This is a genomic window from Bradyrhizobium sp. CSA112 (assembly GCF_029051645.1).
In the GTDB taxonomy this organism is placed as follows: Bacteria; Pseudomonadota; Alphaproteobacteria; order Rhizobiales; family Xanthobacteraceae; genus Bradyrhizobium.
This window is the reverse complement of record NZ_JAACFS010000018.1, coordinates 13,738-35,027: the sequence shown is the minus strand read 5'-3', so window position 1 is coordinate 35,027 and position 21,290 is coordinate 13,738. Positions and strand designations below refer to the sequence as shown.

Below are 21,290 nucleotides of genomic sequence, written 5' to 3'. Positions count from 1 at the left end.
GGTGAGGAGGCGCGAAGGCGCCGTCTCCGGACGATGCTCGCATCGCCGGGCGAACCATGAGGCCCGGCTGGTGCCGTTCATCCTTCGAGACGCGGCGAAGAGCCGCTCCTCAGGATGAGGTCTGACAAGGGTGGGCGGGGCGCGATGGGCGCCTTTGCCCACCCTGTTTCAACGTGCGGCTGTCGCGGCCGAGCCTAAATCCCGCTCGCGCCCTCGTGCTGGAAGCCGAGATAGCTCGCAGCGACGCGCTGGTTGCTCGCGATATCCTTTGCCGATCCGCTCAAGATGAACTCGCCGAGCTCCATCACATAGGCGCGGTCGGCGATTTGCAGGGCGGCCTGCGCGTTCTGCTCGACCAGCAGCACCGAGACGCCGGCGGCGCGCAGTTCGCCGATGGTGCGGAAGATATCGGCGACGATGATCGGGGCCAGCCCGAGGCTCGGTTCGTCCAGCATCAACAGTTTTGGCGCGCCCATCAGGGCGCGGCCCATCGCCAGCATCTGCTGCTCGCCGCCGGAAAGCGTGCCGGCCAGTTGCTTGCGCCGCTCCTTCAGCCGCGGAAACAGCGTGTAGACGCGCTCGAACGAATGGGCTGCGGTCGCCTTCGGAATCCGGAAGGCGCCGAGTTGCAGATTGTCCTCGACATTCATGGTGCCGAACAGTTCGCGATGCTCGGGCACGAGGCTTAGACCCGCCGCGACGCGATCCTCGATGTCGAGCGGCGCCATGTCGATGCCGGCAAACGCAGTGGCGCCCTTCAGCGGCAGGACGCCCATGATGGCGTTCAACAGCGTGGACTTGCCGGCGCCGTTGGCGCCGATGATGGTGACGATCTCGTTGTCGGCAACTTGAAGCGAAACCGAGCGCACGGCTTCGACCTTGCCGTAGGAAACGTGGGCGTCGGAGACCGATAACAGCGCACTCATGCGGCAGCTCCGAGATAGGCCTTGATCACGTCGGGGTTGGTCTTGATTTCAGCCGGCGTGCCCTCGGCGATCTTGGTGCCGAAATCGAGCACCACGATGCGGTCGGCGAGATCCATCACAAAACCCATGTCGTGCTCGACCAGCAGCACCGACATGCCGCCGTCGCGCAACTGACGGAGTAGCGCAGCGAGCCGCTGCTTTTCCATATGACGCAGTCCGGCGGCCGGCTCGTCGAGCAGCAGCAGCAGCGGATCGACGCACAGCGCTCGCGCAATCTCGACGATACGCTGCTGACCGAGCGACAGGCTGCCCGCCAACTGGTCGATCTGGTCGCCGAGGCCGACGCGCTCGATCTGGCGCGCGGCTTCCGCCAGCAATTTCGCCTCATCGGCCCGGTCGAGCCGGAACATGCTTGATATCGCGCCCGAAGAGCCTCGCAGATGCGCGCCGATCGCGACGTTCTCCAGCACGGTCATGTCGGGCACCAGCTTGACGTGCTGGAAGGTGCGCGCGACGCCGAGCTTGACGACATCCTGCGGCGGGGCGTTGTCGACCTTGTTGCCAAGCACCGAGATGGTGCCGCCGGTCGTCGTCAGCACGCCCGTGATCAGGTTGAAGGTCGTGCTCTTGCCGGCGCCGTTGGGCCCGATCAGGGCGACGATCTCGCGGGAGCGGACGTCGAAGGAGACGTCGTTGACGGCAATCACGCCGCCGAACTGCTTGCGCGCTTTCTCGATCTGCAGCAGTGCGGCGGACGAAGCCGGCGCGCGCATGCGCGCGGCACGGGGAAGCGAGGTGTCGGGTGTCTTGCGGGCCAGCTTGATCGGCAACCGCGCCATCAGCCAGGGCCAGACGCCGGTCGGCGCCAGTTGCAGCAAAATGACCAGCAGGATGCCGAACACGATGGTCTCGAGCTGGCTCTGGCCGCCAAAGACATAGGGCAGGTAGCTCTGCAGGATCTCCTTGAGGACGACGACGATACCTGCGCCGAGCACCGCGCCCCAGACGTAGCCGGCGCCGCCGACCACGGCGATGAACAGATACTCGATGCCGGCCTGGGCGCCGAACGGCGTCGGATTGGCGGCACGCTGGAAATGCGCATAGAGCCAGCCGGACAGGCCCGCGAGAACCGCCGCATAGATGAATACCAGCAGCTTGGCGCGCGGCGTCTGCACGCCGAACGCTTCGCCGGCGATATGCCCGCGCCGCAATGCGCGGATCGCACGGCCGGTGCGGGAGTCCAGAAGATTCATGGTCAGCAGCGCCGAGACCAGCACCGCGATCCAGATCGCGAAATAGATCGTGCCGGGATCGAGCATCCGGAAGCCGCCGATCGAGAGCGGCGGAATGCCCGAGATACCGTCATTGCGGCCGAGGAATTCCAGCTTGCTGAACAGATAGAACAGGCCGATGCCCCAGGCGATGGTGCCGAGCGGCAGATAATGGCCGGACAGCCGCACCGTCACGATGCCGAGCAGGACCGCGGCGATGCCGCTGACCAGCAGCGAGAGCGGCAGCGTCAGCCACGGCGAGAAGCCGTAGGCGGTGGTCAATACCGCCGTGGTATAGGCGCCGAAGCCGCAAAAGGCGGCCTGGCCGAATGAAGTGAGGCCGCCGACGCCGGTCAGCAGCACCAGCCCCATCGCCACCAGGGCTGCGAGGCCGATATTGTTGAGCAGCACGATCCAGAACGGCGGAACGCCAGGGATGAACGGGATTGCCGCCATAACGAGCGTGAAGATGATGAGAGGGGTTCGCTGATTCATCGCGTCATTCCTTCTCTTCCTCGACCGCGGGCGCTGCGAGCGAACGCAGCACCAGCACGGGAAGGATCAGCGTGAATACGATGACCTCCTTGTAATTGCTGGCGTAGAACGAGGAGAACGCCTCGACGCTGCCGACGATCAAGGCAGCCACCGCAGTCAGTGGATAGCTGACGAGCCCGCCGATGATCGCGGCAATGAAACCTTTCAGGCCGATCAGGAAGCCGGTGTCGTAATAGAGCGTGGTGATCGGCACGATCAGGATCCCGGAAATCGCGCCGATCAGGGACGCCAGCAGGAAGGCGATCTGTCCCGACAGCGTGGTGCGGATGCCGACGAGGCGGGCGCCGAGCCGGTTGACGGCGGTGGCGCGCAGCGCCTTGCCCATCAGCGTGAAGCCGAAGAAAAGCCACAGCGCGACGATGAAGGCAATCGTCAGCCCGTAGACCGCAAGGCTCTGGCCGGTGAAGCGCAGCGGCCCGATCGTCAGCGCCGCGCTGGACAGCGCCGGGCCGCGCAGGCCTTCGGCGCCGAAGAACACCAGGCCCAGGCCCTGCAAAGCGAGATGGCAGCCGACGGACGCGATCAGCAGCACCAGCACCGAAGTATGAGCGAGCGGCTGGAACGCGATGCGGTAGAGGAACAGCCCGATTGCGGCGACGATCAGGAGCGACAGCGCGATGTTGACCGCAATTGGCGTCTTGGGGCCGGCAAGGCCGTAGGTCAGAGCGAGGATGACGGCGGGCAGGACGATGTTGAAGGCAAAGGCACGTAAAATCCGCGTTGGCCGTAGCGACCGCCTGATATCAAACAGGTCGAGGCCGAAGGCGACGATGCCCATGGCGAGCGCCAGCTTTGCGGTGCCTGGCACCTGACCGGTTGCCAGCATGGCGTAGCTCAGCGCGCCGAACGTGACGAACTCGCCCTGCGGGATCAAGATGACGCGGGTGACGGCAAACACCAGCACCAGCGCAAGCCCGAGCAGCGCATAGATCGCACCATTGGTGATGCCGTCCTGCAGCAGGAACAGCATGATCGTCGTGTTCAAGACTGGCGCTCCCCCTAAAAGCGTCGCCGGTCCTGACCTCGCGCGGTCGGCCGGCCGTCCATATCTCGGCAGTTGAAAGCAGCCGATATTTGATATATTCAATAACAATTATCAAATATAACATCAAGGCCTCGGCCACCGGCCAAGCCTTTTTTCGGGTGCGAGTCTCACGCCATGACAGTTTCCAAGGCAGCTACCGATGCCGTCAAGCCGTCGCGCAGCAACGGCAAGGAAATTGCGAGCGGCGCTGTGGATGGCGCCGCTGATAATGCCGGGCTGCAACTGGGCGAACTGGCCGACCTGCTCGGCTATTCGCTCAAACGTGCACAGCTCAAGGTGTTCGAAGATTTCCTGCGCTGCGTCGCGCCGCTGCAACTGACGCCGGCGCAGTTCTCGGTGCTGCTGTTGCTCGACCGCAATCCCGGGCGCAACCAGACCGAAATCGCCAACACGCTCGGCATCCTCAGGCCGAATTTCGTATCGATGCTGGATGCGCTGGAGAGCCGCGGTCTCTGCGCGCGGATGCGCTCGACCAACGACCGCCGCTCGCACATCCTGGTTCTGACCGACAAGGGAAGGGCGGTGCTGGCGCGCGCCAAGAAGCTCGTTGCCACCAAGCACGAGGCGCGCCTCAACGAATTGCTGGGCCCCGCCAACCGCGTAGCCCTGCTCGCAATGCTGTCGAAGATCGCGGCGGAGTTTTGAGTAACGTCGTCATTCCGGGGCGTGCGTAGCACGAACCCGGAATCTCGAGATTCCCCGATGCGCAATTGCGCATCTGAGGTCTGGTCCTTCGGACCATCCCGGAATGACAATATAGCCGTCACGCCGCGACGATACGGCCTTGAACCTCTCGCCGCCCGCGGCCCGACAGGAATTGCCGCTCGATCTCGGCGGCGGGAAGCGGCCGAGAGAACAGGAAACCCTGCATCTCCGTGCATCCTTCGGAAGCGATGCTGTGGAGCTGCTCCGCGGTTTCCACGCCCTCGGCGGTAGCCGTCATGCCCATTCCATTGGCGAGCGCGGCTACTGCCCGCACGATGTTGAGCGAGCTCGAATTCTCGGTGATGTTCTTGACGAAGGAACGGTCGATCTTGATCTTGTCGAACGGAAAGCTCTGCAGATAGGTCAGCGACGAATATCCGGTGCCGAAATCGTCCATGGCGATCCGGATGCCGAGCGCACGCAACTGATGCAGCAGCGCGAGCGTCGCTTCCTTGTTGTGGAGCAGAACGGTTTCGGTGATTTCGATCTCCAGCCGCGTGGGGGCGAGGCCGGAAGCCGCGAGCGCGCTGATGATCACCTGCATCAGGCCGGGGCTGCGAAACTGCATTGCTGAAATATTGACGGCGACATGAAGGTCGCCGGGCCATTGCGCCGCGGTGGCGCAAGCCTGCCGGATGACCCACTCGCCGAGCGGAACGATGAAGCCAATCTCTTCGGCCAGCGGAATGAAGGTAGCCGGCGAGATCATTCCCTTGGTCGGATGATTCCAGCGTATCAAGGCTTCAAAACCGCTGATTTCCTGGCTCGCGAGGTTGACGACCGGTTGGTAGTGCAGCTCGAACTCGCCTCTCGGCAGCGCCCTGCGCAGCTCCTGCTCCATGATGCGGCGGGTCTGCATCTGCAGGTCCATGGCGGGCTCGAAGAAGCGGAACGTGCCGCGGCCGTCGCTCTTGGCGCGGTAGAGCGCGAGATCGGCGTTGCGCAGCAGCTTGTCGGGGTTCGATCCGTCACCGGGACCGACCGAAATACCGATGCTGACGCCGATCACGGCCTGTTGGCCGTCGATGTCATAGGGCTCGCTCAGCGCATCGATGACGCGCTGCGCCAGGGAAGTGGCGTCGGCGGGGTCCGTGATCGTGGCCTGCACGATCACGAATTCATCGCCTCCCATCCGCGCGATCGTATCGGCCTCGCCGACGAGGGAGCGCAATCGTTCAGCGACGATCCTGAGCAGCTTGTCGCCGCAGGGATGGCCGAACGTATCGTTCACGGCCTTGAACTGATCGAGGTCGAGATGATGGACGGCCACCATTTCGCCGTGCTGAACCCGGCCGAGCGCGTGTTGGAGCCGGTCGTTCAACAGCACCCGATTGGCCAAATCAGTCAGCGCATCGTGGTGCGCCATATACTCGATCTTGACCTCGGACTGCCGCTGCTCGGTGATGTCCTCATGCGTCGCGACCCAGCCGCCGCCGGGCATCGGCCGGTGCCGGATCTTGAAGGTACGCCCGTTCATCAGTTCGACGATGCTGTCTTTGGCTTCGTTGGAAACCGCCACGTTGGTGCGCCAGCGCAGATATTCGTCCCGCGTCATGGCGGGGAAACTGCCGGCTTCGAAGCGCAGGTCGACGATCTCGACCAGCGACATGCCGGGGCTGACGCGCTCGGGAGCGATATCGTACATCTCGACAAAGCGATCGTTGCACACGATCAGGCGATGGTCGGAATCGAAGAAGCAAAGCCCCTGCGACATGTTGTTGATCGCGGTATCGAACTGGAAGTTCCTGACGCGCAGGGCCTCTTTCTGCTCCTTGCCGAGTTCGTATTGCTTCTTCAGCCGGGCATTGAGCTCTTCACGCTCGGTGATGTCCTCATGGGTCGCCATCCCGCCGCCATCGGGCATCGGGTAGACGGTGTAGGCGATGATCCGGCCGTCGGTGAACTCCTGCACCGTGGTGTCGAGTGCGATGTCGCGGCCGATGCGCTCGCGGATGTAATCATCGGGTTCGGCCTGCAACTTCAGGCCAAGCTTCAGCCGATGCCGGATCAGTTCAAGGGTCGGTGTCCCCGGCTTCACCTGTTCAGGCGAGAGCCCGTACATTTCCCTGTAACGACCGTTGCAGAAAACGACTTCGCGCTTCTCGTCGAAGATGACGATGCCGAGCGACAAATGGTTGATCGCCTCTTCGAGTCGCGCACTCAAATGCGCCGACCGCGGGGCGGTGATCTGGCCGTGATCCGTCATATGGCGTTTCCCCAGCCGCTATCGGCGGCGCTCCTCCTCCAGGAGAACGGGCATTAGAAGGCCAAGCTGGTGAATTGCATGTTCGAGACCGGCCAATGCGCGCCGGTTCCTCGCAGCTTGCTCAACAGAGCGTTAACGCCGTGATCACACGTACAGGGTGCCGGCAGCCGCCCGGAAAACCTAGGCGGAATCCACCAGGATCACCCTGACGTCGTTGACGTTGGTGAGCGTCGGGCCCGTCAGCAGGAGATCACCGGTGGCTGAAAAGAATGCGGTCGCATCGTTGTTGGCGAGATAGGCCGCAGGTGAGAGCCCGAGCGACTTCATCTTCGCAAATGTCATCTGGTCGATCACGGCGCCGGCCGGATCGGTTGCGCTGCCGGCGCCGCCGTCGGCACCGTCGGTGTCCGCGGCGAGCGCCACGATCCCCGCTGTGTCCTTCAGAAGGTCCGCCAGCGCCAGCGCATATTCCTGGTTGGGGCCGCCACGGCCATTGCCGCGCACGGTCACCGTGAGTTCGCCGCCCGACAGGATCGCCATGCGCTTGCCCTCGCTGCGCGCCTGCAGCGCTATCCGCGCATGGTCAGCCGCGACATCGCGCGCCTCGCCTTGGAGATCCGCGCCCAGGCCGATGACTTCATACCCCGCGTCCTTTGCGACCTTGATTGCCGCGTCGAGCGACGCCTTCGGTTTTGCGATCATCTCGAATTGCGCGCGGGCAAACGCGCCATCGCCGGGCTTGCAGCTCTCGTTTCTGGGATCCTCGAGCGCGCGCCTGACGGCATCGTCAACCCTGAGATTATATTTCGCCACCAGCGCGCGGGCGTCCGCCAGCGTGCTTGGATCCGGCACCGTTGGTCCCGATGCAATCGCTGAAGGATCGTCATGCGGCACGTCGGAGATCGCCAGCGTAACGATCTCGGCAGCGCGCTGCCCGGCGCGGGCCAGCCGGCCGCCCTTGATCCGCGACAGATGCTTGCGGACGATGTTCATCTCGCCGATCGGCGCGCCCGAACGCAGCAGCGCGCGGTTCACCTGCTGCTTCTGCGCGAACGAAACGCCGTCGGCCGGCGCGATCCAGTTTGCCGAGCCGCCGCCGGACAACAGCACCAGCAACAGATCGTCCGCGGCTGCCTCAGAGGCGAGACGCAGCGTTTCGTCGGCGGCTTTCAACCCGGCTTCGTCCGGCACCGGATGGCCGGCCTCGACGACCCTGATCCGCCGCGTCGGCACGCCGTGGCCGTGGCGTGTGGTGGCGATGCCGGTCAGGCGCGACGGATCGAGGCCCAGCGTATCGAGGTAGTGCCGCTCGGCAGCAGCCGCCATGGCCGCGGCTCCCTTGCCGGCGGCAAGGCAGATCACCTTACCCTTAGGCGCCGGGCGCAGATGCGCCGCGAGCACGACGTCGGGATGCGCGGCCGCAACGGCCGCGTCAAAGATTGCACGCAAGAGGGAACGTCGGTCGGTCATGTCTGCCCGGGGACGAAGAGGGATGGGAAGTCAGGTTATCCATCCAATCGCTGCAAAAGAAAACCCCCGCGGGATGCCCGCGGGGGCGTTAATGGCTACCAATCGGTCGATCGGATTTTGCGATTAGCCGCCGACCTCGGCATCAATCACTTCGCCGAAGCGTTCCCAGGTCTCGCCTTTGAACTTCTGAAGCTGGACCGCCGAAATCGGGGCAAAGTCGGTAGCGCTGGTGTTGACCTTGATACCCGGCAGCAAGCTGCCGATCTCGAGACCTTTGATGCTGGCCGCCTGCTTCATGACGTTCTCGCGGGTGAGATTGTCGCCGCTGGCTTTGAGCACATGCACGAGGCCCTGCGCGACCGTGTAGCCGTACATCACAAAGCTATCGATCCTGTTGGCCTCGGGGTAGTATTTGGCCAGAAATTCGTCGAAAGCTTTCATGCCAGGGTCGTTCTTCCACTCCGGATCGGACGTATCCTTAAGGTAATTGGACGAGATGATGTCCTGCGCATTCTCGAAGCCGGCCGGTTTCATCACGCTGCCGATCGAGGCCGAAACGTTGTTGAGAAAGTGCAGCGGCTTCCAGCCGATCTCGGCGTTCTTCTTGATCGCCTGTGCCGCGAACTTCGGCGTGGTGATGTTGATGAACACGTCGGCGCCGCTCGCCTTCAGCTTGACGATGTGGGAATCGATGGTTGGCTCGGAGACTTCGTAGCTTTCCTCCAGCACGATCATCGACGCCGCCTTGGCGCCAAGCCCGTCCTTGAAGCCCTTCAGGTAGTCCTTACCGTAGTCGTCGTTCTGATAGAGGATCCCGATCTTGGCGTCCGGCTTGTTCTTCAGGATGTACTTGGCATAGATCTGCGTTTCGCTCTGGTAGTTGGGCTGCCAGCCCATCGTCCACGGGAAGCTTTTGGGATCGTTCCACTTGGTGGCGCCGGTAGCGACGAACAGTTGCGGCACCTTCTTGCTGTTGAGGTATTTCTGGATCGCAGTGTTCGGCGGGGTGCCCAGCGGATTGAACACGATCAGCGCTTCGTCGCTCTCGACCAGCTTGCGGGCCTGCTCTACCGTCTTCGGCGGACTGTAGGCGTCGTCATAGCTGATGAAGTTGATCTTGCGGCCGTTGATGCCGCCCTCGGCGTTGATCTTCTTGAAATAGGCTTCCTCGGTCTTGGCAATCACGCCATAGGCGGAAGCCGGACCGCTGTAGGGCATGATGTTGCCGATCTTGATTTCCGTGTCGCTCGCACCCGGATCGTATTTCTTTTGCGCAAGCGCGCCGCCTGACGTCGCGGCAAGTAGTCCAAACGCGGCTGAAAGAATAGCCAGTTTTTTTAATGCGGACATTTCTGTCTCTCCCGTTTTGATTTCTTAATGTAACCGTCGGGCCTCTTAACGAGGCTCTTTTGACAGCGTCGTGACTAGCATCTTGCCGGAAGCCTCACAAACAAAAAGCCCCTGCGGTAAAAGCCGCAGGGGCTGCATCTTCAGCAGGGCTCGCAGCGTGGTTAGCCGCCGACGTCACCCGAGAGAATCTCGCCGAAGCGTTCCCAGTTCTCGCCCTTGAACCTTATCAGTTGCAATTGCGAGAGCGGAGCAAAATCGGTCGCCGACGTGTTGACCTTGACCCCGGGTAGCAGGCCGCTGAGTTCGAGGTCCTTGATGCTGGCCGCCTGCTTCATGACGTTTGCGCGGGTCAGGTCGTCACCGCAGGATTTTAGCACGTGCACCAAGCCTTGAGAGACGATATAGGCGTACATCACCGATGCATCGGCCCGGTTGGCTTCCGGATAATACTTATCCAGGAACTCGTTCCATGCCTTCATCGCGGCATCGTTCTTCCATTGCGCGTCGGTTGGATCCTTGAAGTATTGCGACGAGATGATGTCCTGGCCATTCTCGAACCCGGCCGGCTTCATCACGCTGCCGATCGAGGCCGAGACGTTGTTGAGGAAATGCAGCGGCTTCCAGCCGATCTCGGAGTTCTTCTTGATCGCCTGCGCCGCGAATTTTGGCGTGGTGATGTTGAAGAAGACGTCGGCGCCTGATGACTTAAGCTTGACGATGTGGGAGTCGATCGTCGGTTGGGAGACTTCGTAGCTCTCCTCCAGGACGATCATTGATGCGGCCTTGGCGCCAAGTCCGTCCTTGAAGCCTTTCAGATAGTCCTTACCGTAATCATCGTTCTGATAGAGGATACCGACCTTGGCGTTCGGATGGTTCTTCAGAATGTACTTCGCATAGATCGCCGACTCGCTCTGGTAGTTAGGCTGCCAGCCCATGGTCCAAGGGAATTCCTTCGGGTCGTTCCACTTGGTGGCGCCGGTCGCGACGAACAGTTGCGGCACCTTCTTGGTGTTGAGGTATTTCTGGATCGCGGTGTTCGGCGGGGTGCCCAGCGAATTGAAGACGAGCAGCACCTCGTCACTCTCCACCAGCTTGCGCGCCTGCTCCACGGTCTTCGGGGGGCTGTAGGCGTCGTCATAGCTGATGAAGTTGATCTTGCGGCCGTTGATGCCGCCCTCGGCGTTGATCTTCCTGAAATAGGCCTCTTCGGTTTTTCCGATCACGCCGTAAGCGGAAGCCGGTCCGCTGTAGGGCATGATGTTGCCGATCTTGATTTCAGTGTCGGAGGCGCCGGTGTCGTATTTCTTCTGCGCAAGCGCGCCGCTGCTGGTCGCGGGAAGCAATGCGAGGGCAGCCGCAAAGGCTCCCAGTCGCAAGTTGAGAACGGACATTTTGATCTCCCTAGGATCACGATGGATGTGTCATCTTCTTTTGATTGGAGCGCTTGGCGGCTCTTTGGGGATATTGAATACCTTTCAGTCGCGTCCAGCAACAAAAAGCCCCCCGCGACGGGTCGCGGGAGGCGATATTTAGTCTGATCCTCCGGGAAACTACCGTCCGGCGGAATATTGGTTAACGGCTGAATTCGCCGCTGATGACTTCACCGAACATATCCCGTCTCTCACCCTTGAAGCGCATCATCTGAAGTTGCTCGATCGGCGCGAAGTCTGTGGCTGAGACTACTTCTTCAGTTTGCCGATCAGTTGCTGGGCAACAATCGCGACCTGCCTTGCGCCGTGCGGCACGAGGAAGATGACGAGGAACAGAAGCACGCCGAACACCGCGCCGGAGAGGCCCTTCGAGATGTGCTCCGCGATATTCGGCACGAAGATGATGAAGGCGGAACCGACGATCGATCCCGGCAGCCAGCCGACGCCGCCGACGACCATGCCGAGGAACAGCGAGATTGCGAGCGTGATGGTGTAACCGTCCGGTGCCACGAACTGCACCGCGATGGCGCCGAGACCGCCGGCAACGCCGGTGATTCCGGCCGAGACGCCGAACGCCAGCGTCTTGTACAGCGCGACGTCGACGCCCATCGCAGACGCCGCGATCTCGTTGTCGCGAATCGCCATGAAGGCGCGGCCCGAACGGGAACGCAGCAGGTTGACCGAAGCGACATAGATCCCGATCGCGATCACGAGCGTGAAATAATACAGCCACCTGTCCTGGGATATCGGCAGGCCAAACGGCGCATCAGGCTTGGTCACGACCAGCCCCTGCACGCCACCGGTCCAGTGCTCGAAGAAGCCGAGCTTCAGCAATTGCGGCATTGCCACCGCCAGCGCAAAGGTCGCCAGCGCCAGATAGATGCCGCTCAAGCGCAGCGCTGGCTGGCCGAACAAGAACCCGAAGCCAAAGCAGATAATGCCGGCAATGGGCAATGTCAGGGCGTAGTTCACGCCCATATGCTCCATCAGAATGGCGGAGGTGTAGGCTCCGACCGCGTAGAAGGCGCTTTGGCCCAACGAAAACTGGCCGCTGCCACCGGTCAGGATGTTCAGTGCCAGCACCGCCAGCGCGTAGATCAGCAACATCGTCATCTGGAAGACGAAGAAATTCTTCAAGAACATCGGTGCGATGATCAGCAACCCCAGCACCACGAGCGAGGTGCCGTAGCCCAGCGTCATGGCTCGCTTTGGAACTGCCTCGACCGCCGGTGCTTCGCTTGTGACTTCCTCAACTGCGCTCATGATCAAACTCGCTTCACGATGGGCCGGCCAAACAGGCCCGCCGGCTTGAGAACCAATACGGTGATGATAAGCGCCAGCGCGATCGGCAATTTCAGTTCATTGCCGACGCCGGGGATATAGGTCCCGGCGAGATTCTCGAACACGCCGACCAGAAAGCCCCCAACCACCGCTCCGAGCGGGCTGGTCAGGCCGCCGAGGACGGCCGCGGCAAACCCGTAGATCAGCACGCCGCCCATCATGTTGGGCTCCAGGAATACGACAGGTGCGATCAGGATGCCGGCGATCGCGCCGATCGCGGACGCCATGCCCCAGCCAAGCGCGATCATCCAGCTCGTGTTGATGCCGACCAGCCGTGCCGATTCCGGCAACGACGCGGCCGCGCGCATCGCAAGGCCGATCCGGGTGAACTGAAAGAACAGATAGAGCAGGATCAACAGTCCGACCGTCACGCCGATCATGCCGGCCTGATGGGTCGAGATCAACTGACTGCCGAGAAAGGGCGAGGATCCGAACGGCGTCGGAAACTGCTTGATCGTGAAGTCCCAGGTCAGTCCGGCGACGCTGTTGACGATCGCAAACAATGCGATGAAACCGGCGACATTCGTCAGGATCGGCGCCTTGGCGAGCGGCTTGAACAACATACGCTCGATGGCGATGCCGCCTGCGAACGAGAACGCCAGCGTGAGAAGGAAGGCCCACCAATACGGCACCCCCCATTGCATCAGCTGCCAGGCGATGAATGTCGAGAACATCGCCATTTCGCCCTGAGCGAAATTGAGATGGTCGATCGCCTGGTAGATCATCACAACGGCGAGCGCCATGCAGGCATAGATCGCACCTGTGGCAATGCCAGCCAGGACCTGGTTGATAAAAAGTTCCACGGCTGCGCTCCTCAATAACCGAGATAGGATTTACGGACGTCTTCGTTGTTCGCGATTTCGGCAGCGCTTCCCGACATCACGATACGTCCGGTTTCAATAACGTAGGCCTTGTCCGCGAGCTCCAGCGCGAGTTGCGCGTTCTGCTCCACCACCAGAATAGTGACCTTGTCCTGGCGGTTGATCTTGCCGAGGATATTGAACAGCTCGCGCACGATCAGCGGCGCCAGGCCGAACGACGGCTCGTCCAGCAGCATCAGCCGCGGACGCAGCATCAGCGCACGCGCAACCGCGAGCATCTGCTGCTCGCCGCCCGACAGCGTGCCGGCCTGCTGGGTGTGCCGTTCCTTGAGCACCGGGAAGTGCTCGTACATGCGCTCGATGTCGGCGACCACGCCCTTCTTGTCATTGCGGGTGATGGCGCCGAGCTGCAGGTTTTCTTCCACCGTCATGGTGGTGAAGGTGCCGCGGCCCTGCGGCACATGCGCAATGCCGAGACGGACGACGTTTTCGGTCGACTGGCCGGAGAGCGGCTTGCCCTCGAACTCGATAGCGCCGGTCGAACGCACCATGTTGCAGATCGCCCGCAAAGTGGTGGTCTTGCCGGCGCCGTTGGCGCCGAGCAGGGTGGTCAGCGAGCCCTCGTTGAGGGAGAAGCTTAAGCCGTGAAGCGCCTGGACCTGGCCGTAATAGGCGCGGAGATCCTTGACGTTGAGCATCGCGGTCATTGGTCCTTGCTCCCCAGATAGGCTTTGATGACATCCGGGTCGGCCTGGACCTGGGCCGGCGTTCCTTCGGCGAGCTTGCGGCCGAAGTTAAGTGCGACGACGTGGTCGGCGATCGACATCACCAGACCCATGTGATGTTCGACCAGCAGCACCGTCACGTGACGCTCGTCGCGAATGCGCTTGATCAGATCGCCAAGCACGTGGACTTCTTCGTGATTGAGACCGCCGGCGGGTTCGTCGAGCAGCAGGATCTTGGGATCCGCGGCCAGTGCGCGCGCCAGCTCGACACGTTTTTGGGTACCGAACGGCAGGCCGGACACGATGGTGTGGGCGACGTCATCGAGGCCGAGATAGGTAACGATCTCGTGGACGTGCTTGTTGAGTTCGGCCTCGCCACGGCGCACCCAGCCCAGCCGCAAGGAGTCGCTGATGATGTCGCTGTTGGAACGGCAATGGGTGCCGACGCGAACGTTGTCGAGCACGGAGAGATTTGGAAACAGTGCGACGTTCTGGAAGGTGCGGCCGATGCCGATCTCGGCGATCCGGTGCGGCGGACGCGTCAGGATGCTCGCGCCTTCCATCAGGATATCGCCGGAGCTCGGCTGATAGAGCCGGGAGAGGCAATTGAACAGCGTCGTCTTGCCGGCACCGTTCGGTCCGATCAGGCCGAGGATTGCGCCCTTATGCATGTCAAAGGACACGCCGTTTAACGCGATGATGCCGCCGAACACGACGCTGACGTCGCGAACCGCGAGCAGGGGAGAGCTTCCCTGCGCGAGCTGGGCCTTAGTCATCTCGTCGCGCCCGCGCTGATTGCGGAGCGGCAATGACCACGCGAAGATTTTCGCCAGCCGTGATGAAAGCTATCTGATCCCCTCGGATACACGTGCAACTTTTCCTCCTGCTTTCAACTTCTTGTTCTCTGTTTTTTTGGATTGCGGGGCCGCGCCGCCCAACGCTGCCTCGATGTTCCTTACCATCGTCACAAGGCGCGGTCCAATATCGTTGATCAAGCGATCTTCCGTGAAACGGAAAGCAGGCGCGCCGCAATTGAAGGCATACGGTCCGGTTCCGTCGCTGAGCTTCAGCGGCACACCTACGGCGTGCACATCGTCCTGCCATTCGCCGGCAGAGATGGTGAATCCGTGACGCGCGAGCATTTCGCCCGCGCGCTCGATGCCGTCACGCATTTTGGGCCAGCGATTGCCGTAGTGGTCGCGCAGTTCGCGCAACAAGGAGGCACGCTCATCGTCGGGCAGCGCCCAGATATAGGCGCGACCCATCGCGGTGGTCGCGATCGGCACCCGCGAACCGACGTCGAGCTGCACGCCGAGCAGCCCGGCACGGCTCTGCCCGAAATAAATCATGCTGTGACGATCGCGTCCGCCGACGGCAACGGCGCCGCCGGTCTCGCGCATCAGTTCTTCACGGTACGGTTCGGACAAATGCCGAACGCCGAGGTTGGCCAGCGCGGCATACCCCAGCGCCATGGCTGATGGCGCGAGCTGATACTTCTCGAAGCGCGGAACGGGTGTAAGATAGCCCAGCTTGGTCAGGGTGTAGGTCAGCCGGGAAATGGTCGGCTTCGGCAAATTGGTGCGGGCGGCGAGTTCTTGATTGCCGAGAAGCCCGTCGTTGGGATGAAATGCGCGCAACACATCAAGTCCGCGGGAAAGCGCGACGACGAAGCTGCGATCAGTCGCCACTTTCTTCCCTGGACGTTTCATTACCCGCTACTGCTGATGAGCTCGTTGACAAGGGACGTGCTTCAAAATAACCCTCGCTGTCAAGGTGTGGAATTAAATTTCGCAGTGCGAAATTGGTGAAATAGCCGTAGCTACTCAACGCAAGTTGAGCGGCATCCAAGAACAAACGATCCAGGGAGAGTCCCGTGAGCGAAGTGGTAAAACTCGAGCGTCATGACATCATCGCCATCGTCACGGTCGACAGTCCTCCGGTCAACGCGCTGAGCGCTGCCGTTCGCGGCGGCATCTTCGAATGCATGAAGAGCGCGATCGCCGATGCCGAAGTAAAGGCCATCGTGCTGACCTGCGACGGCCGCACCTTCATCGCCGGCGCCGATATCACCGAATTCGGCAAGCCGCCGAAGCCCCCCGGTCTCGCCGAAGTGCTGGAGCTCATGGAGAAATCGCCGAAGCCGATCGTTGCCGCCATTCACGGCACCGCGCTCGGCGGCGGCCTCGAAGTTGCTCTGGCATGCCACTATCGCGTTGCAACCAAGGACGCCAGGCTCGGGCTGCCCGAAGTGAAGCTCGGACTTCTGCCGGGCGCCGGCGGCACCCAGCGCCTGCCGCGCGCGGTCGGCCCAGAGCTCGCGGTCAAGATGATCGTCAGTGGCGATCCGATCAGCGCGGCGGACGCACTCAAGAACGGCCTGATCGAGGAGATCGTCGAGGGCCGGGCGACGGGCGGCGAAGCATTCGCGCTCAAGGTGCTGGCGGAGAAGCGCCCATTGCGCAAGTTGCGCGATGACGATTCCAAGCTCGCGGCCGCCAAGGCCGACATCTCGATCTTCACCAATGCGGTCGCCGCGCTCACCAAGAAAGCACGCGGGCTGGAAGCGCCGTTCGCGGCTGCCGACGCCGTGCGCGCCGCGATCGAGTTGCCGTTCGATGAAGGGCTGAAGAAAGAGCGCGAAGGTTTCCTCAAGCTCGTCGCCAGCGACCAGTCCAAGGCACAGCGTTATGCCTTCTTCTCGGAGCGCGAAGCCGCGAAGATCGCCGGCGTGCCCGAGGGAACCAAGCCGCGCAAGGTCGATCGCGTCGCCATCATCGGCGCCGGCACCATGGGCGGCGGCATTGCGATGTCGTTCGCCAATGCCGGTATTCCGGTGACGCTGATCGAGACCGGCGAAGAGCAGCTCAAGCGCGGCATGGGCGTGATGCAGAAGAATTACGAGGCGACCGCGGCGCGCGGCGGCATTCCGGCGGATGCCCCGGCCAAGCGCATGGGCCTGATCGACGGCAAGGTCGGCCTCGAGCACGTCAGGGACGCTGACCTTGTGATCGAAGCCGTGTTTGAAACCATGGCGGTCAAGAAAGAGGTGTTCGAAGCGCTCGACAAATACGCCAAGCCGGGCGCCGTGCTCGCCAGCAACACCTCGTACCTCAATATCGACGAGATCGCGAAGGTGACGAAGCGTCCGCAAGACGTGCTCGGCATGCACTTCTTCTCGCCGGCCAACGTGATGAAGCTGTGCGAGATCGTTCGCGCCGACAAGACCGCGCCGGATGCGTTGACGACGGCCGTTTCCATCGCCCGCAAAATCGCAAAGGTGCCGGCCGTGGTCGGCGTCTGCGACGGCTTTGTCGGCAACCGCATGCTGGCGCAGCGCGGCAAGCAGTCGGAAAAGCTGTTGTTCGAAGGTGCGTTGCCGCAGCAGGTCGACGCTGTCGTGACGAAGTTCGGCATGCCGATGGGCCCGTTCGCGATGAGCGATCTCGCCGGCCTCGATATCGGCTGGCGTTCGCGAAAAGACCGCGGCATCAAGTCGGAAATCGCCGACGCGCTGTGCGAGGCCGGACGCTTCGGCCAGAAGACCGGCAAGGGCTACTACAAGTATGAAGGCGGCTCACGCGCCCCGCTGCCCGATCCTGAGGTCGAGAAGCTGATCGACGAGACGTTGCAGCGTCTTGGCCGCAAGAAGCGCGTCGTCAGCGACGACGAAATCCTCGAGCGCATGATGTACCCGATGATCAACGAGGGTGCGCGGATCCTCGAGGAGGGTATCGCGGCGCGTCCGAGCGATATCGACGTGATCTGGCTCTATGGCTATGGCTGGCCGATCTATCGCGGCGGGCCGATGTTCTATGCCGACCAGGTCGGTCTCAAGCACATCGCCGACCGGCTGTCGTACTACGCCAAGGAGACCAACGATCCCTCGCTCGAGCCGGCGCCGCTGCTCAAGCGCCTCGCCGCGGAGGGCAAGACTTTTGCGTCGCTGGCCCAGCAGTCGAAAGCGGCTTGATGGGTCATTGCTCTCGCCACACGTCATTCCGGGGCGACGCGTCAGCGTCGAGCCCGGAATCCATTTCACCACGGAGGATGTGGCCCAATGGATTCGGGGCCTGGCCCTTCGGGCCATCCCGGAATGACGACCTATCTTCTAGCTAGAGAGCCATGACCCATCCCGGCGAACAGTTCTATCCGCAAGGCGTCCGCTGGGACGAACCGATCGCGCGCGGCACGCTGCCGGACCTGTTGTCGGACGCTGCCGCCGAATTCGCCTCGCGCCCGGCCATCGAATTCCGCGACCGGCCGATCAGCTACAGCGAACTCGAAGCGATGGTCGAGAAGGCAGCCAGCGCCTTCCTGCGCGCCGGCTACGGCAAGAACAGTTCGGTCGCGCTGTTCCTCGGCAATTCGCCGGATCATCCCGTCAATTTCTTCGGCGCGCTGAAGGCCGGCGCCCGAATCGTGCACCTGTCGCCGCTCGACGGCGAGATCGCGCTGTCGCACAAGCTTTCGGACTCCGGGGCGCGCGTGCTGGTCACCAGCAATCTGTCGGGGCTGTTGCCGACCGCGCTGAAATTCCTCGCTCGCGGCCTGCTCGATCGCCTGATCGTTTGCGAGGACGATCATTGGGGCAAGGTCGGCACACAGCAAGCGGCGCTGCCGGATAATCCTGCCATCGTCACCTACAGGCAATTCACGGATGGCGCGACCAGGCCGGCGCAGTGGCCTGCAATCTCGACCGACGATGTCGCTCTATTGCAATATACTGGCGGCACCACCGGCCTGCCGAAGGGCGCGATGCTGAGCCACGGCAACCTGACCTCGGCGGTGTCGGTCTACGACGTCTGGGGCAGGCCGGCGCGCGCCGAGCGCAACGCGATCGAACGCGTGATCTGCGTGTTGCCGCTGTTTCATATCTACGCGCTGACGGTGGTGCTGCTCTCCGCAATCCGGCGCGGCCATCTGATCTCGCTACACCAGCGGTTCGACGTCGAGGCCGTGATGCGCGACATCGAGGTCAAGCGCGCGACCGTCTTTCCGGGCGTGCCGACAATGTGGATCGCGATCGCAGCGCTGCCCGATCTCGACAAGCGCGACCTGTCGTCGCTGGTGTCCTGCGGCTCCGGCGGCGCGCCGCTGCCGGTCGAGGTCGCCAAAATCTTCGAGCGCAAGGTCGGCATGAAGCTGAAGAGCGGCTGGGGTATGACCGAGACCTGCTCGCCCGGCACCGGACACCCCAAGGAAGGGCCGGACAAGCCCGGCTCGATCGGCCTGATGCTGCCCGGCATCGAGATGGACGTGGTGTCGCTGGAAGACCCGACCAGGCTGATGCCGGTGGGCGAAGTCGGCGAAATCCGCATCCGCGGCCCGAACGTCACCAAGGGCTACTGGAACCGGCCGAAGGAAACCGCCGAAGCCTTTGTCGGCGACCGTTTCCTCACCGGCGATATCGGCTACATGGATGCCGACGGCTATTTCTATCTGGTCGACCGCAAGAAGGACATGATCATCTCCGGCGGCTTCAACGTCTATCCGCAGATGATCGAGCAGGCGATCTATACGCACCCTTCCGTGCAGGAAGTGATCGTGATCGGCATCCCGGACGATTACCGCGGCGAGGCCGCAAAGGCGTTCATCAAGCTGCGCAGCGGCGCAAAGCCGTTCACGCTCGATGAGTTGCGCGCGTTCCTCACCGGCAAGATCGGCAAGCATGAACTGCCCGCTGCGGTGGATTTCGTCGACGAGCTGCCGCGCACACCGGTCGGAAAATTGTCGCGCCACGAACTGCGGATGCAGCAACAGCCTTCGCAGGGCACTTCATCAAAACAACAAGTCGTATCAGGAGGTCGTTCTTAGCACTCCGCCGTCGTCCCGGCCTTGAGCCGGGACCCATACGCCGCGGCCTTGGTTTGAGGCAGTTGGGGAGACGGCTTTTGCAACACTAGCGACGGTGGATATGGGTCCCTGCGTTCGCAGGGACGACGGAAAAGAGAGTTCGCGTTACTACGAATGTAATTCATTCGCTCACAGGAGGATCCGATGGATCTCGCTTTCAGCAAGGAAGAAATCGCGTTTCGTGAGGAGGTAAGAGCCTTCTTCCGGGACAACGTGCCGCCGGAAACGCGGCGCAAGATGGTCGAGGGCCGTCATCTCTCCAAGGACGAGATGGTCGCCTGGTGGCGCATCCTCAACAAGAAGGGCTGGGGCGTCTCGCACTGGCCGAAGGAATATGGCGGCACCGGGTGGACCTCGGTGCAGCACTACATCTTCAACGAAGAGCTGCAGATGCATCCGGCGCCGGCGCCGCTCGCCTTCGGCGTCAGCATGGTCGGCCCGGTCATCTACACCTTCGGCAACGAGAAGCAGAAGCAGCAGTACCTGCCGCGCATCGCCAATGTCGACGACTGGTGGTGCCAGGGCTTTTCGGAGCCCGGCTCTGGATCGGACCTCGCCTCGCTGAAAACCAAAGCCGAGCGCAAGGGCGACAAGTACATCATCAACGGCCAGAAGACCTGGACCACGCTGGCCCAGCACGCCGACATGATCTTCTGCCTGTGCCGCACCGACACGACTGCGAAGAAGCAGATGGGCATCTCCTTTATCGTCTTCAGCATGAAGTCGAAGGGCGTCACCGTGCGTCCGATCGAGACCATCGACGGCGGCCACGAGGTCAACGAAGTGTTCTTCGACGATGTCGAGGTGCCGGTCGAGAATCTGATCGGCGAGGAGAACAAGGGCTGGGATTACGCTAAATTCCTGCTCGGCAACGAGCGCACCGGCATCGCCCGCGTCGGCGTCTCCAAGGAGCGGCTGCGCCGCATCAAGGACCTCGCCTCCAAGGTCGAACAGAACGGCAAGCCCGTGATCGAGGACCAGGGTTTCCGCGAGAAGCTCGCCGCCTGCGAGATCGAACTGAAGGCGCTCGAGCTCACCCAGCTCCGCGTCGTCGCCGACGAAGGCAAGCACGGCAAGGGCAAGCCCAACCCGGCGTCCTCGGTGCTGAAGATCAAGGGCTCGGAAATCCAGCAGACCACCACCGAGCTCCTGATGGAAGTGATCGGCCCGTTCGCCGCGCCTTACGACGTGCATGGCGACGACGGTTCCAACGAGACCATGGACTGGACCGCCCAGATCGCGCCGAGCTACTTCAACAACCGCAAGGTCTCGATCTACGGCGGCTCCAACGAGATCCAGCGCAACATCATCACCAAGGCGGTGCTGGGGCTTTGATTTCCTCTCCCTCTCACCGCTCTTCGCGGGGAGAGGGGCGGGGTGAGGGGCCTCTCTCCCAGCAATGATTGTCGAGAGACCTGTACCCCCTCACCCGGATCGCATCTCCGATGCGATCCGACCTCTCCCCGCAAGCGGGGCGAGGTTGAAAAGTCAGTTCGTAGGATGGGTGGAGCGAAGCGATACCCATCACAGCAAGTCCGAACAGTGCGATGGGTTTCGCTTCGCTCTACCCATCCTACGGGTTCGTTCGATTT

At 62.4% G+C, this 21,290-nt stretch carries 16 protein-coding genes; 4 read left to right on the top strand and 12 right to left on the bottom strand.

The features are described 5' to 3' along the window. Positions 1-194: 194 nt before the first annotated feature. Genes GWE18_RS25580 through GWE18_RS25570 form a run of 3 tightly spaced genes read right to left on the bottom strand, consistent with a single transcriptional unit; the run spans position 195 to position 3,737 of the window. Entirely contained in the window at positions 195-926 is a 732-nt protein-coding gene (locus tag GWE18_RS25580; RefSeq protein ID WP_275188465.1) for an ABC transporter ATP-binding protein, read from the bottom strand. Next, positions 923-2,692: a branched-chain amino acid ABC transporter ATP-binding protein/permease gene (locus GWE18_RS25575; RefSeq protein WP_275188464.1), complete on the bottom strand. Its 1,770-nt coding sequence runs from the start codon at positions 2,690-2,692 to the stop codon at positions 923-925. Before GWE18_RS25575 ends, GWE18_RS25580 begins: the two co-directional genes overlap by 4 nt. Positions 2,693-2,696: 4 nt before the next feature. Continuing rightward, the gene (locus GWE18_RS25570) at positions 2,697-3,737 is read right to left on the bottom strand and encodes a branched-chain amino acid ABC transporter permease (protein WP_275188463.1); all 1,041 of its coding nucleotides are present in this window, start codon (positions 3,735-3,737) and stop codon (positions 2,697-2,699) included. Between the two features lie 174 nt (positions 3,738-3,911). On the opposite strand from GWE18_RS25570, the gene GWE18_RS25565 reads away from it, so the two are divergent. Continuing rightward, positions 3,912-4,442 (top strand): MarR family transcriptional regulator, encoded by a 531-nt coding sequence (locus tag GWE18_RS25565; protein WP_275188462.1) that lies wholly within the window; start codon positions 3,912-3,914, stop codon positions 4,440-4,442. Between the two features lie 118 nt (positions 4,443-4,560). On the opposite strand, the gene GWE18_RS25560 is transcribed toward GWE18_RS25565, so the two are convergent. The 9 genes from GWE18_RS25560 to GWE18_RS25520 form a co-directional block, all read right to left on the bottom strand. Then, on the bottom strand, positions 4,561-6,708 hold the full coding sequence (locus GWE18_RS25560) for an EAL domain-containing protein (RefSeq protein WP_275188461.1): 2,148 nt from the start codon (positions 6,706-6,708) through the stop codon (positions 4,561-4,563). A 180-nt stretch (positions 6,709-6,888) separates the two neighbouring features. After that, positions 6,889-8,178, bottom strand: a complete 1,290-nt coding sequence (locus tag GWE18_RS25555) for a glycerate kinase (protein ID WP_275188460.1) — start codon at positions 8,176-8,178, stop codon at positions 6,889-6,891. A gap of 123 nt (positions 8,179-8,301) precedes the next feature. Beyond that, complete coding sequence (locus GWE18_RS25550; RefSeq protein WP_275188459.1) at positions 8,302-9,528, bottom strand: ABC transporter substrate-binding protein; 1,227 nt, start codon at positions 9,526-9,528, stop codon at positions 8,302-8,304. A gap of 161 nt (positions 9,529-9,689) precedes the next feature. Continuing rightward, a complete protein-coding gene (locus tag GWE18_RS25545) occupies positions 9,690-10,919 on the bottom strand; it encodes an ABC transporter substrate-binding protein (protein WP_275188458.1) in 1,230 nt (409 codons plus the stop codon). 288 nt (positions 10,920-11,207) lie between these two features. Continuing rightward, positions 11,208-12,221 (bottom strand): branched-chain amino acid ABC transporter permease, encoded by a 1,014-nt coding sequence (locus GWE18_RS25540; protein WP_275188457.1) that lies wholly within the window; start codon positions 12,219-12,221, stop codon positions 11,208-11,210. 2 nt (positions 12,222-12,223) lie between these two features. Further along, the gene (locus tag GWE18_RS25535) at positions 12,224-13,102 is read right to left on the bottom strand and encodes a branched-chain amino acid ABC transporter permease (protein ID WP_275188456.1); all 879 of its coding nucleotides are present in this window, start codon (positions 13,100-13,102) and stop codon (positions 12,224-12,226) included. Between the two features lie 11 nt (positions 13,103-13,113). Then, on the bottom strand, positions 13,114-13,827 hold the full coding sequence (locus GWE18_RS25530; RefSeq protein WP_275188455.1) for an ABC transporter ATP-binding protein: 714 nt from the start codon (positions 13,825-13,827) through the stop codon (positions 13,114-13,116). Next, positions 13,824-14,621, bottom strand: coding sequence for an ABC transporter ATP-binding protein (locus tag GWE18_RS25525; protein ID WP_275188454.1), 798 nt, complete (start codon positions 14,619-14,621; stop codon positions 13,824-13,826). The genes GWE18_RS25530 and GWE18_RS25525 overlap by 4 nt, the downstream gene beginning before the upstream one ends. Positions 14,622-14,690: 69 nt before the next feature. Continuing rightward, positions 14,691-15,554: an IclR family transcriptional regulator gene (locus GWE18_RS25520; RefSeq protein ID WP_275188453.1), complete on the bottom strand. Its 864-nt coding sequence runs from the start codon at positions 15,552-15,554 to the stop codon at positions 14,691-14,693. Between the two features lie 164 nt (positions 15,555-15,718). Between GWE18_RS25520 and GWE18_RS25515 the strand changes: the two genes are divergently transcribed. The 3 genes from GWE18_RS25515 to pimC all read left to right on the top strand — a co-directional run bounded on the left by GWE18_RS25515 (position 15,719) and on the right by pimC (position 21,033). Continuing rightward, on the top strand, positions 15,719-17,815 hold the full coding sequence (locus GWE18_RS25515; protein ID WP_275188452.1) for a 3-hydroxyacyl-CoA dehydrogenase NAD-binding domain-containing protein: 2,097 nt from the start codon (positions 15,719-15,721) through the stop codon (positions 17,813-17,815). A 152-nt stretch (positions 17,816-17,967) separates the two neighbouring features. Next, positions 17,968-19,659, top strand: a complete 1,692-nt coding sequence (pimA, locus tag GWE18_RS25510; RefSeq protein WP_275188451.1) for a dicarboxylate--CoA ligase PimA — start codon at positions 17,968-17,970, stop codon at positions 19,657-19,659. Positions 19,660-19,842: 183 nt separating this feature from the next. Beyond that, a complete protein-coding gene (pimC, locus tag GWE18_RS25505) occupies positions 19,843-21,033 on the top strand; it encodes a pimeloyl-CoA dehydrogenase large subunit (protein ID WP_275188450.1) in 1,191 nt (396 codons plus the stop codon). The last annotated feature ends 257 nt before the right edge of the window (positions 21,034-21,290 follow it).

Bases quoted from the DNA above. Each gene is read 5' to 3' on its own strand.
- GWE18_RS25580 (WP_275188465.1), bottom strand. From the start codon at position 926: ATGAGTGCGCTGTTATCGGTCTCCGACGCCCACGTTTCCTACGGCAAG.
- GWE18_RS25575 (WP_275188464.1), bottom strand. From the start codon at position 2,692: ATGAATCAGCGAACCCCTCTCATCATCTTCACGCTCGTTATGGCGGCA.
- GWE18_RS25565 (WP_275188462.1), top strand. From the start codon at position 3,912: ATGACAGTTTCCAAGGCAGCTACCGATGCCGTCAAGCCGTCGCGCAGC.
- GWE18_RS25560 (WP_275188461.1), bottom strand. From the start codon at position 6,708: ATGACGGATCACGGCCAGATCACCGCCCCGCGGTCGGCGCATTTGAGT.
- GWE18_RS25555 (WP_275188460.1), bottom strand. From the start codon at position 8,178: ATGACCGACCGACGTTCCCTCTTGCGTGCAATCTTTGACGCGGCCGTT.
- GWE18_RS25550 (WP_275188459.1), bottom strand. From the start codon at position 9,528: ATGTCCGCATTAAAAAAACTGGCTATTCTTTCAGCCGCGTTTGGACTA.
- GWE18_RS25545 (WP_275188458.1), bottom strand. From the start codon at position 10,919: ATGTCCGTTCTCAACTTGCGACTGGGAGCCTTTGCGGCTGCCCTCGCA.
- GWE18_RS25540 (WP_275188457.1), bottom strand. From the start codon at position 12,221: ATGAGCGCAGTTGAGGAAGTCACAAGCGAAGCACCGGCGGTCGAGGCA.
- GWE18_RS25530 (WP_275188455.1), bottom strand. From the start codon at position 13,827: ATGACCGCGATGCTCAACGTCAAGGATCTCCGCGCCTATTACGGCCAG.
- GWE18_RS25525 (WP_275188454.1), bottom strand. From the start codon at position 14,621: ATGACTAAGGCCCAGCTCGCGCAGGGAAGCTCTCCCCTGCTCGCGGTT.
- GWE18_RS25520 (WP_275188453.1), bottom strand. From the start codon at position 15,554: ATGAAACGTCCAGGGAAGAAAGTGGCGACTGATCGCAGCTTCGTCGTC.
- pimA (WP_275188451.1), top strand. From the start codon at position 17,968: ATGACCCATCCCGGCGAACAGTTCTATCCGCAAGGCGTCCGCTGGGAC.
- pimC (WP_275188450.1), top strand. From the start codon at position 19,843: ATGGATCTCGCTTTCAGCAAGGAAGAAATCGCGTTTCGTGAGGAGGTA.